Source organism: Undibacterium sp. TJN25 (genome assembly GCF_049339885.1).
GTDB lineage: Bacteria > Pseudomonadota > Gammaproteobacteria > Burkholderiales > Burkholderiaceae_D > Undibacterium.
Map to the genome: position 1 here is coordinate 374,649 of NZ_JBMPPM010000005.1, position 13,718 is coordinate 388,366.

At 58.1% G+C, this 13,718-nt stretch carries 12 protein-coding genes; 6 read left to right on the forward strand and 6 right to left on the reverse strand.

Annotation, left to right across the window (positions count from 1 at the left end; genetic code table 11):
• Positions 1 to 22 precede the first annotated feature (22 nt).
• On the reverse strand, positions 23 to 1,654 hold the full coding sequence (locus tag ACO0LO_RS15050) for a methyl-accepting chemotaxis protein (RefSeq protein ID WP_422965046.1): 1,632 nt from the start codon (positions 1,652 to 1,654) through the stop codon (positions 23 to 25).
• A gap of 664 nt (positions 1,655 to 2,318) precedes the next feature.
• On the opposite strand from ACO0LO_RS15050, the gene ACO0LO_RS15055 reads away from it, so the two are divergent.
• The 3 genes from ACO0LO_RS15055 (at position 2,319) to ACO0LO_RS15065 (ending at position 5,288) form a co-directional block, all read left to right on the forward strand.
• Positions 2,319 to 4,229 (forward strand): DUF3857 domain-containing transglutaminase family protein, encoded by a 1,911-nt coding sequence (locus ACO0LO_RS15055; RefSeq protein ID WP_422965047.1) that lies wholly within the window; start codon positions 2,319 to 2,321, stop codon positions 4,227 to 4,229.
• Positions 4,230 to 4,411: 182 nt separating this feature from the next.
• A complete protein-coding gene (locus tag ACO0LO_RS15060; protein ID WP_422965048.1) occupies positions 4,412 to 4,762 on the forward strand; it encodes a DUF5329 family protein in 351 nt (116 codons plus the stop codon).
• Between the two features lie 82 nt (positions 4,763 to 4,844).
• Entirely contained in the window at positions 4,845 to 5,288 is a 444-nt protein-coding gene (locus ACO0LO_RS15065; protein ID WP_422965049.1) for a GNAT family N-acetyltransferase, read from the forward strand.
• 3 nt (positions 5,289 to 5,291) lie between these two features.
• Here ACO0LO_RS15065 and ACO0LO_RS15070 read toward each other — a convergent pair whose 3' ends face one another.
• On the reverse strand, positions 5,292 to 6,125 hold the full coding sequence (locus ACO0LO_RS15070) for an AraC family transcriptional regulator (protein ID WP_422965050.1): 834 nt from the start codon (positions 6,123 to 6,125) through the stop codon (positions 5,292 to 5,294).
• A 111-nt stretch (positions 6,126 to 6,236) separates the two neighbouring features.
• On the opposite strand from ACO0LO_RS15070, the gene ACO0LO_RS15075 reads away from it, so the two are divergent.
• Positions 6,237 to 6,890 carry a glutathione S-transferase family protein gene (locus tag ACO0LO_RS15075; RefSeq protein ID WP_422965166.1) on the forward strand — a complete coding sequence of 218 codons (654 nt, stop codon included), beginning with the start codon at positions 6,237 to 6,239 and terminating at the stop codon, positions 6,888 to 6,890.
• An 11-nt stretch (positions 6,891 to 6,901) separates the two neighbouring features.
• Here the strand turns inward: ACO0LO_RS15075 and ACO0LO_RS15080 are convergent, their stop codons facing one another.
• On the reverse strand, positions 6,902 to 7,708 hold the full coding sequence (locus ACO0LO_RS15080) for a helix-turn-helix transcriptional regulator (protein WP_422965051.1): 807 nt from the start codon (positions 7,706 to 7,708) through the stop codon (positions 6,902 to 6,904).
• 173 nt (positions 7,709 to 7,881) lie between these two features.
• Between ACO0LO_RS15080 and ACO0LO_RS15085 the strand changes: the two genes are divergently transcribed.
• On the forward strand, positions 7,882 to 8,640 hold the full coding sequence (locus tag ACO0LO_RS15085; RefSeq protein ID WP_422965052.1) for a class I SAM-dependent methyltransferase: 759 nt from the start codon (positions 7,882 to 7,884) through the stop codon (positions 8,638 to 8,640).
• 85 nt (positions 8,641 to 8,725) lie between these two features.
• On the opposite strand, the gene ACO0LO_RS15090 is transcribed toward ACO0LO_RS15085, so the two are convergent.
• Together ACO0LO_RS15090 and ACO0LO_RS15095 are read right to left on the reverse strand one after the other, a co-directional pair.
• Positions 8,726 to 9,838 (reverse strand): NADH:flavin oxidoreductase/NADH oxidase, encoded by a 1,113-nt coding sequence (locus tag ACO0LO_RS15090; protein ID WP_422965053.1) that lies wholly within the window; start codon positions 9,836 to 9,838, stop codon positions 8,726 to 8,728.
• A gap of 71 nt (positions 9,839 to 9,909) precedes the next feature.
• Positions 9,910 to 10,899: an MBL fold metallo-hydrolase gene (locus ACO0LO_RS15095; protein WP_422965054.1), complete on the reverse strand. Its 990-nt coding sequence runs from the start codon at positions 10,897 to 10,899 to the stop codon at positions 9,910 to 9,912.
• 170 nt (positions 10,900 to 11,069) lie between these two features.
• Here ACO0LO_RS15095 and ACO0LO_RS15100 point away from each other — a divergent pair, with 170 nt between their 5' ends.
• Positions 11,070 to 11,753 carry a ribonuclease HI family protein gene (locus ACO0LO_RS15100; RefSeq protein WP_422965055.1) on the forward strand — a complete coding sequence of 228 codons (684 nt, stop codon included), beginning with the start codon at positions 11,070 to 11,072 and terminating at the stop codon, positions 11,751 to 11,753.
• 81 nt (positions 11,754 to 11,834) lie between these two features.
• Here ACO0LO_RS15100 and ACO0LO_RS15105 read toward each other — a convergent pair whose 3' ends face one another.
• Positions 11,835 to 13,328, reverse strand: a complete 1,494-nt coding sequence (locus ACO0LO_RS15105; RefSeq protein WP_422965056.1) for a peptide MFS transporter — start codon at positions 13,326 to 13,328, stop codon at positions 11,835 to 11,837.
• Positions 13,329 to 13,718 lie beyond the last annotated feature (390 nt).

Here is a 13,718-nt window from a genome sequence, read left to right on the forward strand (position 1 = left end):
CCAAGGGAAACGCGACGCCTGATCAGGTCAGCTGGCGTAGCTTGGAAGCGGAAAATTGTGCAGCCGACGTTGCGCGGACAGGTCCGGCAGCGCGCGCGGCAATGCCGTCGCGCAGCTTGAATATGCTGACGGCTTGCGCCAGCTTCGCGGCCTGCTCTTCCATCGACGTTGCGGCGGCGGCTGACTCCTCCACCAGTGCGGCATTCTGCTGGGTGACCTCATCCATCTGCGCAATTGCCAGGTTGACCTGCTCGATGCCTGTGCTCTGTTCGTTACTGGCGGCGCTGATTTCGCTGACGATGTCAGACACCTGCCTGACGCTGTCCACCACCTGTTTCATCGTTTCGCCGGCACGGTCCACCAGCTTGCTACCTACGCTGACATTGCCGACCGCATCATCGATCAGCACCTTGATCTCTTTGGCGGCTGCCGCGCTACGCTGCGCCAGCGTACGTACTTCAGTTGCCACCACGGCAAAGCCGCGTCCTTGCTCGCCGGCGCGCGCGGCTTCCACCGCTGCATTCAGCGCCAGGATATTGGTCTGGAAGGCGATGCCGTCAATGACGCTGATGATGTCGACGATTTTGCGCGAAGATTCATTGATGGAACTCATCGTTTGTATGACCTGGCCCACTACTTCGCCGCCCTGTACGGCAATCTGCGAAGCAGATGCGGCAAGCTGGTTTGCCTGGCGTGCATTATCGGCATTCTGCTTGACCGTGGATGTCAGCTCTTCCATTGCCGACGCGGTTTCTTCCAGCGAACTGGCCTGTTCCTCGGTGCGGCTGGACAGATCCAGGTTGCCCGCGGCGATCTGGCTGGAGGCCGTTGCGATGGTCTCAGTGCCGGTGCGTACTTCGCTGACAATCTGCAGCAGGCTGTCGTTCATGGCTTTCAGCGCGGTCATCATCTGGCCGGTTTCGTCGTTGCCCGAAGAGTGGATGTCGGCGGTGAGGTCGCCATGCGCGACTTTTTCGGAAATTTCGACGGCTTCTATCAACGGCCGGGAAATAATGCGCGCGATAAGTATGGCCAGCGCCAGGCCGATGACGACGCAGCTGATCAGCAGTACCACGATCCAGGTGCGGGCCGACGCATAGGTGACGTCAGCGCTTGCATTGGCGGTAGTGCTGCCGTCATCGTTGATTTTTACAAGTTGGTCCAGCTGTTCGTTCAACTGCCGGAACAGTTTATTGGACTCAGCCTTGAATACGGCGCGTGCTTCATCCTTTTTGCCCGTACGTGACATGTCCAGGATTTTTTTATTCTCGGCCAGATAGGCATCCAGCGCTTTTTGAAATTCCGGATAGATCTGTTTTTCTTCCGGTTCCGAAATCATCTTTTCATATTCTGCCTGCGTTTTCCGGAACAGCACGAGGCGTGTCTCCATTGCCTTTTCGGCAGCACCCAGGTCAGCGTCCTCGGTGGACAGAATGTGCTGCAGTTCCGAAATGCGGAAGCGCGCCAGCGATGACTGCATTTGCAGACCGGAGCGTATGCTGGGCAGCCAGTTGGTGGCAATATCCGAAGACGCTGCGTTGACAATAATCAATTCGCGTATGGAAAATGCGCCAAGTACGACGGTCAGCACCATCATCACGATAAAAGAACTCATCAGCTTGCTGCTGATCTTCATATTATTAAACCATTGCATGGCGGGTCCTTGAAGGAATAAAGAAAGTTAAATCTGTATGCGAATATTGCATTGTCTCAATAAATGATTGCATGCCGATGAAATACACTTTACGGAAAGGGCAGGCTAAAGCGTCATGCCATGCGCCGAAATGCACGTCATCGTGTTTGCCATTTTGGCATCGACTAAATGGATTTTCTTTTTGGTGCCTGAGAATTTTTAAGATATTTTTTAGTCCCTGAAACCGGCGCTCCTTAGAAAGGGAATATGCGTTTAGGGTGGCTTCGAGCTTGTTTTTTTATGTCTGCCAAATTCAGTATATAACCGAGCTTACTCGTCGGAAATGCCGTAAAAGTAGAGTATTGTAACAAGAAAAATCTGAGTGCATATTGAGAGCGAATAGAAAGGGAACCCCGTATTCGCAGGCTCCTTCAGGAACATTCACCTTCTTTAACAAAGATGCGCCAGGTGCAACGGTATGTATTAATTGATATTCTTTCCGCAGAAAAGGCAGGCATGCTATTCCCCATTGCAATCTTGCGACAAGTCATCTTTGTCTAAACGGTACCGGCATGCCTATACTGATGAACAGTCCGCGCTGTGCAGGGGCGCAATGTGAACTCAGAAGTATGTTTTTGCGGCATAAGGCCGCACGCGCAAAAAACATCAGTAAAGGGGAATAAGAATGTGGTGCAAAAACCTGCCTGTATGCGGCACATTGCTTGCTCTTGTTTTTATTTCCGGTGCGGCCTGCGCGGCCGGCGAAGGCCATATCCACTCGGTCAAGGAACGCTTCGACGTCAGCTTCGACGCGGAGGGCACTTACACCAGCATTATCGATTACACCTGGCGCGCGGTAGATCTGCAAGGCGCGGCCACACTGGGCCAGCAGTATCTGGTATATGACGTCAGCCGGCAGGAAATCGAAGTGCTGGAAGCCGAGACCATTTCCGCGCAGGGCGGTGTCATCAAGGTGCCAAAGTCCGACATCAAGATGCAGGAGGGCGTGCTAGGCGGCGTGTCCTATCCGGAACAGAAGCTGCTGCAGATCACCTTTCCCAAGCTGACGGCCGGCGATGCAATCCGGCTGCGCTACCGCTTTGTGCAGAAATTACCTGACCTGCCGGGCGGAACCTCGCGCATTTATTACTTTTACCGCGACATGATCCGCGACGATGTTGCCGTCACCGTGCGTTATCCACAATCCTTGAAACTGAATATTGCCCACAATGACCTGGTGCTTGCGGACGACGGCGTCTCGGGTGACGAACGCCGGCTGCATCTGACGTTCAGCAGCAAGGACACAGTATTGCCTGAGCCGGTCAGCATCAACAGCTGGCAGCAAACACCCTATGTGATGCTGTCCACCTACGCAGACTGGAAAGCCATCGCCGACGCGTATCAGCAGGCGTCCACACAAAAATCCGTCGTAACGCCGGAAGTGCGGGCGCTGGCAGCCGACATCACGAAAGGCGCCGGCTCGCAGCGCGAACAGGCGCGGCTGTTGTACGACTGGGTGCGCAAGAATATCCGCTATGTCGCCAGCTATGTCGGCAATGGCGGCTGGGTGCCGAACGACACCGCGACCATTCTGAAGACCCACTACGGCGATTGCAAAGACCACGCCACCTTGCTGGAAGCCCTGCTGGAAGCGCGCGGCATCCCCGCATCGCAGGTGCTGATTTATTCCGATACCGAAAACTACCTGTTGCCGCCGGTGGCCTTGTTGTGGTTTAACCACGCGATCAACTACCTGCCCACGCTGGGCTTGTTCCTGGATTCCACCGACAGCCAGATGCCGTTCGGCATCTTGCCGGAAGGAGATAGCGACAAGCCGGTACTGGTAACGAAGAATTTTGAAGAGGTGCGGCGCACGCCGATTGCAACGGCAGACAATTTCAAGATGAACCGGCGCGTCCATATCAAATTCGCCGCCGACGGATCGGCGGTGCGTACCTCCGAGATAGACGGCTACGGCAGGGCTGCCGCCGAGGTCAGGAGCTTCATCGAAGATATAGGGCCGGGCCAGGAGCAGGACTGGGTGAAAAAGACCATGGCAGACGCAGGGCTGGATGGCGATGGCTCATTGCAGACGGTGAAGTCGGCAAGGGAGGATGTGCTGGGCTTCCGCTATACCGAAAGCATACGCAATTACGTCAACCAGCCGGAAGCCGGCGTGCTGGCATTTTCACCGGGAGTGACCGGCCCCATTTCACTGGGCAAGATATTGAAGCGCTTCACCCAGCCGGAGCGGACGGCCGATGCCAAGTGTGATGCCTTCTCGGTCAACGACGTGGTGGACATAGAAATGCCGCCCGCAATGCAGGTGATGTACCTGCCCAAGGATATCAGCATGCATGAAGGGCCTATCTTTTTTGATGCCCGGTACGAGCGCATCGGCAATGTGTACCGGCTGACGCGCAAATGGGGATCGAGTTCGGACAAGTCCTGGTGCTCGGCACGGGAATACCAGGCGATGCGGCCTGTGATGAGCAGGATAGACAAGGCGCTGGGAGCGCGCCTGGTATTCGTGATGAAGGACGATGCGACGGTGGCGGCACCCTCTGGTGGGGCGGGTGCTGCTGCGCACAATTAGTTTGAGATGGTTTCGTGTATGCTGGCAAGTTGTCGATAATCTGCTGATTTGCCCAACCAACCCGGCGCGAGCGGGGAGCCAACATGACCATACATACGAAATTGCCTGGTGTTTTAGCATGCTCCCTCATTTTTCTATGCTTGCCGGCCGCAGCGACTGCAACGACTGTAGCAGCGGCTGTCATGGCGCCCACCGGCGCCACCGCTGCCGCCATGGCGGCTTCCGTCGATAAGGCGATTGTCAAGCGCGAGATTGATCATCTGCTGCAAACGCTGGTGACGTCGAAATGCGAATTCAACAGGAACGGTTCCTGGTATGGCGGCGCCGATGCCAAATCCCATCTGATCAAAAAATACGACTACTTCATGTTGCGCGGAGAAATCTCCACTGCAGAGTCCTTCATTGAACTCGCGGCCAGCAAGAGCAGCCTGAGCGGACAGGCCTACCTCGTCAAATGTGCCGACGGAAAATCCATGGAAAGTGCAGTCTGGCTGAAGCAGGAACTGGCACGCTATCGCGGCGCGGCAAAGTAAGTTATCCTGGCTGCGATTTTTATTTCGCATCGCGGAAAGCCTATGCGCAAGTCTTCAGGCTGCGCCCGAAACCAGAAAAAATATGAACACAATATTCAGACAGGCCGTAGAGGCCGATGTACCCGTTATCATGCAGATACGGCTGGCGGTCAAAGAAAACGTCTTGTCCAATCCTGCCAGGGTTACCGTGCAGATGTGCGTGGATTACCTGGATGTCTTGGGCCGCGGCTGGGTTGCCGAAATGGATGGCCGCATTGTCGGCTTCAGCTATGCGGCCAAAGAAGATTCATCGATCTGGGCGCTGTTCGTGCTGCCGGAATACGAAGGGCGGGGTGCGGGAAAGAGATTGCTGGAATTAGCTGCCGCCTGGCTATTTAGCCTTGGCAATGACAAGGTCAGCCTGGGCACCCAGGCCCACACCCGGGCCGATGCCTTTTACCTGGCGCAAGGCTGGCAAAGGGGCGATATGCTGAACCACATTGAGGTTGGTTATACGCTGCACAAAAGAAATGCAGAGGCTGCGTAGCCTCTAGTCGCTATGCGGCATCGCCGCTTTCCGGTATTCCGCCGGCGCCTTGCCGACCAGTTTGCGGAAATCCCTTGTCAGGTGCGCCTGGTCGAAGTAACCCAGTCCGTGCGCCAGCTCCGCCAGATCGAGCGCATCGCCGCCGGCCAGTCGGTCCGCCGCTTCCTGTAGCCGGTACCGGCGTATCACCCACTTGGGGCTGACGCCCACATAGTCGCTGAACAGCTGCTGTAATGCGCGCATGCCGGTCTGCGCCTGCTCCGCCAGGTCTTCCACCCTGGTGATGCCGATGTCTTCAGCCAGCATATTCAGGATGCGGTTGATTTTTTCCACTTTGGTATCGGGCTCCGGCAAGGCTTGCCGCACTGCCGGCAGCAGCAGGTCCTCTGCCGCGGCGACCATGCCTGTATCGTCTGGCGCCGACAGCACCAGGTTTTCAGCCGCGATATCATCGCAGCCCAGTATATCCTGCACGCGGACGGTACGGTCGGTGATCGTATGCATGGGCCTGCCGAGCAGGCAGCGGAAAGCTCCCGGCCTGAAGCGCAGCCCGAGTACCCGTCCGCTGCCTTGCAAGGTGTAATCGAACGCGCCGCTGACGACGCCGAAAGCGGCCGTCCTGCCCTTGTCGAATACCAGGTTCACACAGGGGTAGGGCAGGGTTTTCTGCGTATAGGGCGGGCGCCCTTCCAGATTCCATTCCACGATCCAGTAGTGGTCCAGCACATGCGCCAGTTCCGCGCCCGGCAGATAGCGTTCCAGCCGGAACATTTTTTTTGCCGCCGCGGGATCGACGACGCCTTTGGGTTTGTCGGTAACGTTGATCAGCTGTGTCATTCGTTTTTATTATTGAAGCGAGGAATTGCCCGAACCTGCGCGTTTTTACAAGACAGGTGTGATCGCCGCGGAAGAGAATGGGCACTCACCCATTTCTACAAGGATAGCATGATGACCCCCGACCGCCGTATCGTCCTGTTCCATTCTCCGCACAGCCGTTCCGCCGGCGTCCGTATATTGCTGGAGGAGCTGGGCGCCGACTACGAGTTGCACGTATTGAACATGAAAGCCGCCGAGCAGCGCGGCCCGGCTTACCTGGCGGTCAATCCCATGGGCAAGGTGCCGGCGATATTGCATGGCGATGTCCTGGTCACCGAGCAGGCTGCGGTCTATATGTACCTGGCTGAACTGTATGCCGAAGCGGGTTTGTCGCCGCTACCCGGCGACCCCTTGCGCGGTGCTTACCTGCGCTGGATGGTGTTTTACGGTTCCTGCTTTGAGCCGGCCGTGGTGGACCTTTCACTCAAGCGCGAGCCGGCGCCGCCCTCGCTGTCTCCCTACGGCAGCTTTGACACCACGTTGGAAACCGTGCGCCTGCAACTGGCTGCCGGACCTTATCTGCTGGGCGATCGCTACACTGCCGCAGACGCGCTGTGGGGTTATGCGTTGAGCTGGATAGTCGCCTTTAAGCTGGTGCCTGAATTGCCGGAGCTTACTGCATATCTAGAGCGTATCAATGCGCGTCCGGCAGCGGTGAGGGCAGCGGCAATGGATGCGGAACTGGCAGCGGAACCGGCAGCGGAATCGGCAGCGACCCCGGCCTGAAGGCTTATGGCTCAGGCCATGGCGCCTGCCGCCAGCGGCGACAGCATGACCAGTTTCAGATCGCTGCGCACCGCCGCATAAAATGTGGTTTGCTGATATGCCAGCAGGCCGCGCTGCGGATGGCGGAACTGGCGGGTGCCGCCTTCGCGTGTGGTCACATCGTAGTCTTGCCAGTAGGCGGCGAATTCCTTGCTCAGCCGGCACAGGTCGGCGACGACGGGCTGCACCGCCGTATCGTCCAGGTGCCTGCCGCAATCGGCGCGGAATTCGGCCACCAGCCGCCTGGCGCGGTCTTCCCAGTCCAGTATCAGCTTGCGCGCCCTGGGTGACAGGAAGGTATAGTGCAGCAGGCTGGGTGCTTCCTGGCTTTCTGCATCTTTCTTGCCTTGGTCGAGCCAGCCGACAAACAGGTCTTGCGCTGCGTCGTTCCATGCCAGTGCGTTCCACTGCCTGTCCAGTATATAGGCGGGTATGCTGATATGGGCCAGGCTTCCCAGTACCGCATCAGCGCCGCCGTGCGCAGGCTCCGGGCTTGCTGCCGGATCCAGCTTGCCTGCCAGCGTGAACAGGTACGACCTTTCGGCCGCAGTCAGCTTCAGCGCATCCGCCATTGCGGCGAGCGTTTCCACCGAAGCGGTGACGGGCCGCCCCTGCTCCAGCCACGTGATCCACGTCGGGCTCACATCGCATAGCTGCGCCAGTTCCTCGCGCCGCAGGCCGGGTGTCCGGCGCCTGCCGGTAGTACGCAGGCCGGCATCTTCCGGCCGCACGCGTTCCCTGTGGGTGCGGATAAATTTGCCGAGGTCCTGGTTTTTCATGTGATGGTATCCGGGCGAGGGTGATACTGGTAGTTACTGATACTAGGATAAAGGGGAGTCTTGTTCCAGTATTTTAGCGATTCTATACTAAGCACGCTTCGCCGGCACTTGTGGGGATAGGGTAAGGCTGTAGCAAGGCATAAGGTATTTTTACACCGCAAAAAGGAGATATCGTGGATCAGCAAGGCTTGGTGGTACAACAATTTGGTAGTACGGCGGCCAACTACCTGAGCAGCAGCGTGCATGCGCAGGGACAGGATTTGCAGCGCCTTGGCGCGCTGGCGGCACGCCTGCAAGCGCAGCGCAGTCTGGATCTGGGCTGCGGCGCGGGGCATGCCAGCTTTGCGCTGGCGTCCGCGCAGGCGGGCAGCGTGACGGCGTATGACCTGTCGGATGAAATGCTGCAGGTGGTGGCCACGGAAGCGCATAAACGCGGCCTTGCCAATCTGGATACCCGGCAGGGTCCGGCAGAGAAGCTGCCGTTTGCCGATGCCAGTTTTGATCTGGTGGCGACGCGCTTTTCCGCGCACCACTGGCTGCACATGGGCAGCGCGGTGGCGGAAATGGCCAGGGTGTTGAAACCCGGCGGCACGCTGGTGGTCATCGACGTGGTGGCGCCTGAAACGCCCTTGTACGATACCGTATTGCAGACGGTGGAATTGCTGCGTGATTCCAGCCACGTCCGGGATTACCGCATCTCTGAATGGAAGGCGATGCTGGGCGCTGCGGGTTTGCAGGTAACAGGTAGCGACAGCTGGAAACTGCCGCTGGAGTTCGGCAGCTGGGTGAAGCGCATCCGCACTTCAGCGGAGCGGGTGGCGGCCTTGCAGGTAACGATGCGGGAACTGCCGCGCGAGGTGAAGGAATACTTTGCGGTGCAGGCTGACGGCTCCTTCAGCAGCGATACTGCGTGGATAGAGGCTAGGCACTGAGAAAGTCCGGTGTTATCGTCAGAAAAGCAGGGGCAGGTCCGTGGCGGACCTGCCCCTGCTTGCCAGCACCCCGCGTACGGGCAGCTTAACGCTGGCCGATAAGGGTGTTGCCAAATAGCGCTTTCTGGTCCCGCGGCTGTGAACGCCAGTACTGCTGCGGCGCTTCCACCGTGCCGCCCAGCTTGGCAGCGGCATGCCATGGCCAGTGTGGGTCGTACAGTATTGCGCGCGCCAGCGCCACCATGTCGGCCTGGCCGGATGCGACGATTGCTTCAGCCTGTTCCGGTTCGGTAATCAGACCGACTGCGATGGTCGGCATACCTGTTTCCTTGCGGATGTGCTCGGCAAACCCGACCTGGTAGCCGGGGCCGAGGCTTATCTGCTGCAAAGGCGATACGCCGCCGCTGGAAACGTCGATAAAACGGCAGCCGTGCTGCGTCAGGGCACGGGCAAACGCGGTGCATTGTTCCAGGTCCCAGCCGCCGGCAACCCAGTCTGTGGCCGAGACGCGCATCCCCACAACCTTGTCCGCGGGTAGCGCGGCGCGCACTGCGTCGAATACTTCCAGCGGGAAGCGCATGCGGTTTTCCAGCGAGCCGCCGTATTCATCATCGCGCTTGTTCGCCAATGGGGACAGGAACTGGTGCAGCAGGTAGCCGTGTGCAGCATGCAGTTCGATGACTTCAATACCTAAGCGGTGCGCGCGCCTGGCAGATTCTGCAAAGGCATCGCGTAGGCGCGCCAGTCCTGCCTTGTCCAATGCAGTGGGAGGGTGCTCTCCTTCGGCATGCGGCACGGCCGACGGCGCTTCTGTCTGCCAGCCGCCTTCGCCGATGGGGATCAACTGGCCGCCTTCCCAGGGGGCGCGGCTGGACGATTTGCGGCCCGCATGCGCGAGTTGGATCGCAACCGGGATCTTCGAGTATTTGCGGAAGGCGTTGATGACCTTGCCCAGTGCCGCTTCAGTGGCATCCGAATACAGGCCGACGTCGCCGGGCGTAATGCGGCCATCTGCTTCCACCGCGCTGGCTTCGATAAACAGCAGGCCGGCGCCGGACAGCGCGAGTCCGCCGAGATGCATCATGTGCCAGTCGCCGACTTGCCCGTCTTCGGCGGAATACTGGCACATCGGCGATACGACGATGCGGTTTCTTAGTGTGACTGTGCCCAGTGAAAACGGGCTGAATAGTGTGCTCATGCCTGACCTCTTTCTAGAAATACCGGAAGCGCCCCTGGCGTACTTTGCAAGACGCTTCCTTCAATGCTTGCTTAGCGTACCGGGGCGTAATTCACTGGCACCCATATATAGCCTTTACCTTCGGCGCGCAGGTGGCCGAGCGCGGGGAAGGCGAGGTGGGCACCGGCTACCAGGTAGCCGGCTTTGGCCGCATCGGCAAAGGCTTGCTTGCGCTCCGCGGCTGCGGTTTTGCTGTCGCTGTCGAAGCTGATTGTTACTTCCGGATGTTCGAACTGTACCGCGGCAACGTGGATCAGGTCACCCCACAGCACCAGTTTTTCGCCCTTGCTTTCGACGACATATTCACTGTGACCTGCAGTATGGCCGTGGCCTGCAATTGCCTTGATGCCGGGCACCAGTTCAGTGTTGCCTTCAAAGGGCTTGAATTTGCCGGCACTGACATAAGGGTTCAATGCCGCCATGGCATTCTTGAAACCGCCTTTGCCGCCATCGGCCGCCTTGTCCATGTTGGCCTGGCTCAGCCAGTAGTCGGATTCATTTTTTTGCGCGCGCACGATCGCATTCGGGAATGCGGCCTTGTCGCCCGCCAGCAGGCCGCCTATATGGTCGGAGTGCATGTGGGTGATATAGACTTCGTCCACTTGCTCAGGCTGGTAGCCGGCTGCCTTCAGGTTGGCGGCCAGGTTGCCCAGCGTGGGACCGAAGAAACTGCCGGCACCCGTATCGACCAGGATTAGTTTGCTGCCGGTATTGATCAGGAAGCCGTTGAAGGAGGTTTCCAGCGGGCTTTTCAGATAGGACTTCGCCAGCTGTTTGGTGGTTTCCGCTGCCGTGGTATTGGTCAACAATTTTTCCACCGGCAGCGCGTTGGTGCCGTCGGACAGTACGGTAATTTCAAAGTCGCCCAACATCATCCGGTAGTAGGCCGGGGCGGATGTCTTGACCATGGGAGCTGCGGCGTGGGCCGTGCCCGCGCCGAACAATCCTGCACCGGCAGTGGCGATGAATGACGCAGACAACGCAATTGCGGCGGCAGTGCGCGGCAGGGAAGGGATGAACATGGAGGTCTCCTGAAAGTGGACACAACAATTGACTACAACGATTAACTACAACATTAATACAACAAAATGGTGGTTTTGCATTATGCCCAATTCCTGCAAACGCTGCTGGCCCTTGCAAGTTCGGGCTGGAACCGGTAAACCCATCTCTCCATCTCTGATAAGCTGACGCCATGATGCCCCAATTTGACGAATTGCTTGCCGTTGCCTATAACACCGAGTTGGTGTTAAGCCGCCGCCTGCAAAAGAACAGCGGCCTGCCGGAACAGCAGGCCTTGGTGCAAATCCTGCTGCTGGCAGCGGCAGGCCGCTCTCTGGATGAGCTGGTCCAGGCGCGCCGCGAACTGCAGCGCACGGCGGAGCGTCAATTGCAAATGCGCAGGGATGAGAAAGCCGCTGCACTGGAAAGGCGAAAGCGCGCGCGCGAGCCGGATGCCTCGTCGTGGCAGGCCTGGTTTGACAGTTCGGTGTATCCAAATCCGGGCCGCATGGGCATAGGCGGCATACTGAAAAGTCCGGACGGCCAGGTAATACAGATCAGCCGCACGGCAGGGTACGGCAGCAGCAGCGAGGGAGAATATCTGGCGCTGATCGCCGTGCTGCAGGAAGCAGTGCATTGGCAGCCCGACAGGCTGCTTGTGTTTGGGGACAGCCAGATCGTGATCAATGATGTGCTGCAAGCCGGAGTTGCGGGTGCGCGCGGGCTTGAGCACTACCGGGCACAGGCGAAAGGATGGATGGGGCAGCTAAGGTCGGTTGCGCTGAGCTGGATTCCCCGGCACAGGAATATGGAGGCGGATGCGCTGTCGCAGCAGGCCAGGCAGGCAGCGGCAGCGCTTGCAAGTCCAGGGCCATAGCCCACAAATCGCTTAGCACTATTAAAAAAGCCGCTGCTTTTAAAGGCAGCGGCTTTTGTTTGCCTCTATCTGCAACAGTATTTACCTGCCGTGCATCAGTTTCTTCAGCAACGGTGTGATGATCAGCAGCACAACGCCGGCGCCGACTGAACTGCCTACCAGGAACCAGTACAGCGGGAAGGAAGAGCCTTTCAGGATTTCTTCCAGCATGCCGGCCAGGTAGTTGGCCAGTGCGTTGGCCAGGTACCATACACCCATCATCATCGCCGCCACCCGTGCAGGCGCCAGCTTGCTGACCATGGACAGGCCTACCGGGGACAGGCAGAGTTCGCCTACCGTATGTAGCAGGTAGACAAAGAACAGCCATTGCGGGCCAACCTTGCCGACGGTATCAGCCTGCGTTTGCGCAATGGCGAGCACGATGAAGCCCAGGCCGAGAATGATCATGCCGATCGCCAGTTTGGCGGGCGTAGGCAGGCGGAAACGGGACTGGTCTACACGGGTCCAGATTGCAGCCAGTACCGGGCCCAGCAACACGATGCCGAGCGGGTTGATGGCCTGGAAATAGGTGGCAGGGATTTCCCAGCTGCCCAGGTGGCGGTCGGTCTGCTTGTCGGCAAACAGGTTCATTGTGCCGCCTGCCTGTTCAAAGCCCATCCAGAAAAACACAACAAAAAAGCCCATGATCAGGATGGCGATAATCCTGTGCCACTCCTCACGCGTCAGCGGCACTTCGGCCTTGGCCTGCTTGCTGCCAAACATGCCATTGCCGAACCACAGCACGGCGCAGATCAGTACCGCTACGGCCAGCTTGGCCAGTACGGCAAAGCTGTTCCACACCGGACCTACCACGCCCCATACACTCATGATGGCGTAGACCAGCGGGATCATGCCGAAGGCGATCAGCAGGATGTGCATCCAGTCCTGGCCGTCGATGCGCGATTTGCCCGGAGGCAGGCCGGCGTCGCCCAGCTTATGCTGGCCCCACAGGAACTGCGCAATGCCCAGGCACATGCCGACACCGGCAGAGGCGAAGCCATAGTGCCAGCCCACTTTTTCACCGAGCGTGCCGGCGATCAATGGGGACAGGAAGGAACCAAGGTTCACGCCCATGTAGAAAATGGTGAAACCGCCGTCGCGGCGCGGATCGTTTTCACGGTACAGCGAGCCCAGCAGTGTGGAGATGTTCGGTTTGAAGAAGCCGTTGCCGATAATCAGCAGGCCCAGTGACAAATGCAGCAGCGGTTCGAAAGCCATTGCAAAGTGGCCCAGCGCCATGGTGATGCCGCCGATCAGGATGGCCTTGCGGCGACCCAGGTAGCGGTCGGCCAGGTAGCCGCCTATCAGCGGGGACAGATACACCAGCCCGGTATAGGTTGCGTATAAAGCCAGTGCGTCGGAGCGCGTATAACCTATCGCATTGACGAGATAGAGCACCAGCAGGGCGCGCATGCCGTAATAACTGAAGCGTTCCCACATTTCTGTGAAGAACAGCATCGGCAGCGCAGCAGGATGCTTTTCTTTTGCCGTGGCTGTGGATGGAACCGCATCGGATGCGGTGTTAACAAGTGTCATGGGTTTCTCCAAATTCCGTGCATCGTCGTCTCCTTGTGGGTTTCCTGTACGCGGATTTTTAAATTCGGGCATTTGCCATGTGTATGGCGCTTGCCCCGCCTACTGTAATTTTTACCAGGGGTTATTTGCTTGCCGATATATTTCGACGCGCCATTCTACAAGAGGACGCTAACGATTTACATTGATTCGGTGCGCTAAATCACGCTTCTTTTCTCAGATTCACAAAAACAATATCTAAAAAACCAGATTTCCGTGATGTTGCGCGCCAGCACCTGTTAGCAATTGGCGTGCCACGCATCCACTTAATTGATTAAAAATAAACTTTCCAATCGGCATTGATGTTGTTATATTATAAAAATTACTTATTTGGTAATATTAATGACGCCATCT

Bases quoted from the DNA above. Each gene is read 5' to 3' on its own strand.
- ACO0LO_RS15095 (WP_422965054.1), bottom strand. From the start codon at position 10,899: ATGTTCATCCCTTCCCTGCCGCGCACTGCCGCCGCAATTGCGTTGTCT.
- ACO0LO_RS15090 (WP_422965053.1), bottom strand. From the start codon at position 9,838: ATGAGCACACTATTCAGCCCGTTTTCACTGGGCACAGTCACACTAAGA.
- ACO0LO_RS15055 (WP_422965047.1), top strand. From the start codon at position 2,319: ATGTGGTGCAAAAACCTGCCTGTATGCGGCACATTGCTTGCTCTTGTT.
- ACO0LO_RS15070 (WP_422965050.1), bottom strand. From the start codon at position 6,125: ATGACACAGCTGATCAACGTTACCGACAAACCCAAAGGCGTCGTCGAT.
- ACO0LO_RS15050 (WP_422965046.1), bottom strand. From the start codon at position 1,654: ATGCAATGGTTTAATAATATGAAGATCAGCAGCAAGCTGATGAGTTCT.
- ACO0LO_RS15100 (WP_422965055.1), top strand. From the start codon at position 11,070: ATGATGCCCCAATTTGACGAATTGCTTGCCGTTGCCTATAACACCGAG.
- ACO0LO_RS15080 (WP_422965051.1), bottom strand. From the start codon at position 7,708: ATGAAAAACCAGGACCTCGGCAAATTTATCCGCACCCACAGGGAACGC.
- ACO0LO_RS15075 (WP_422965166.1), top strand. From the start codon at position 6,237: ATGACCCCCGACCGCCGTATCGTCCTGTTCCATTCTCCGCACAGCCGT.
- ACO0LO_RS15065 (WP_422965049.1), top strand. From the start codon at position 4,845: ATGAACACAATATTCAGACAGGCCGTAGAGGCCGATGTACCCGTTATC.
- ACO0LO_RS15060 (WP_422965048.1), top strand. From the start codon at position 4,412: ATGGCGCCCACCGGCGCCACCGCTGCCGCCATGGCGGCTTCCGTCGAT.
- ACO0LO_RS15105 (WP_422965056.1), bottom strand. From the start codon at position 13,328: ATGACACTTGTTAACACCGCATCCGATGCGGTTCCATCCACAGCCACG.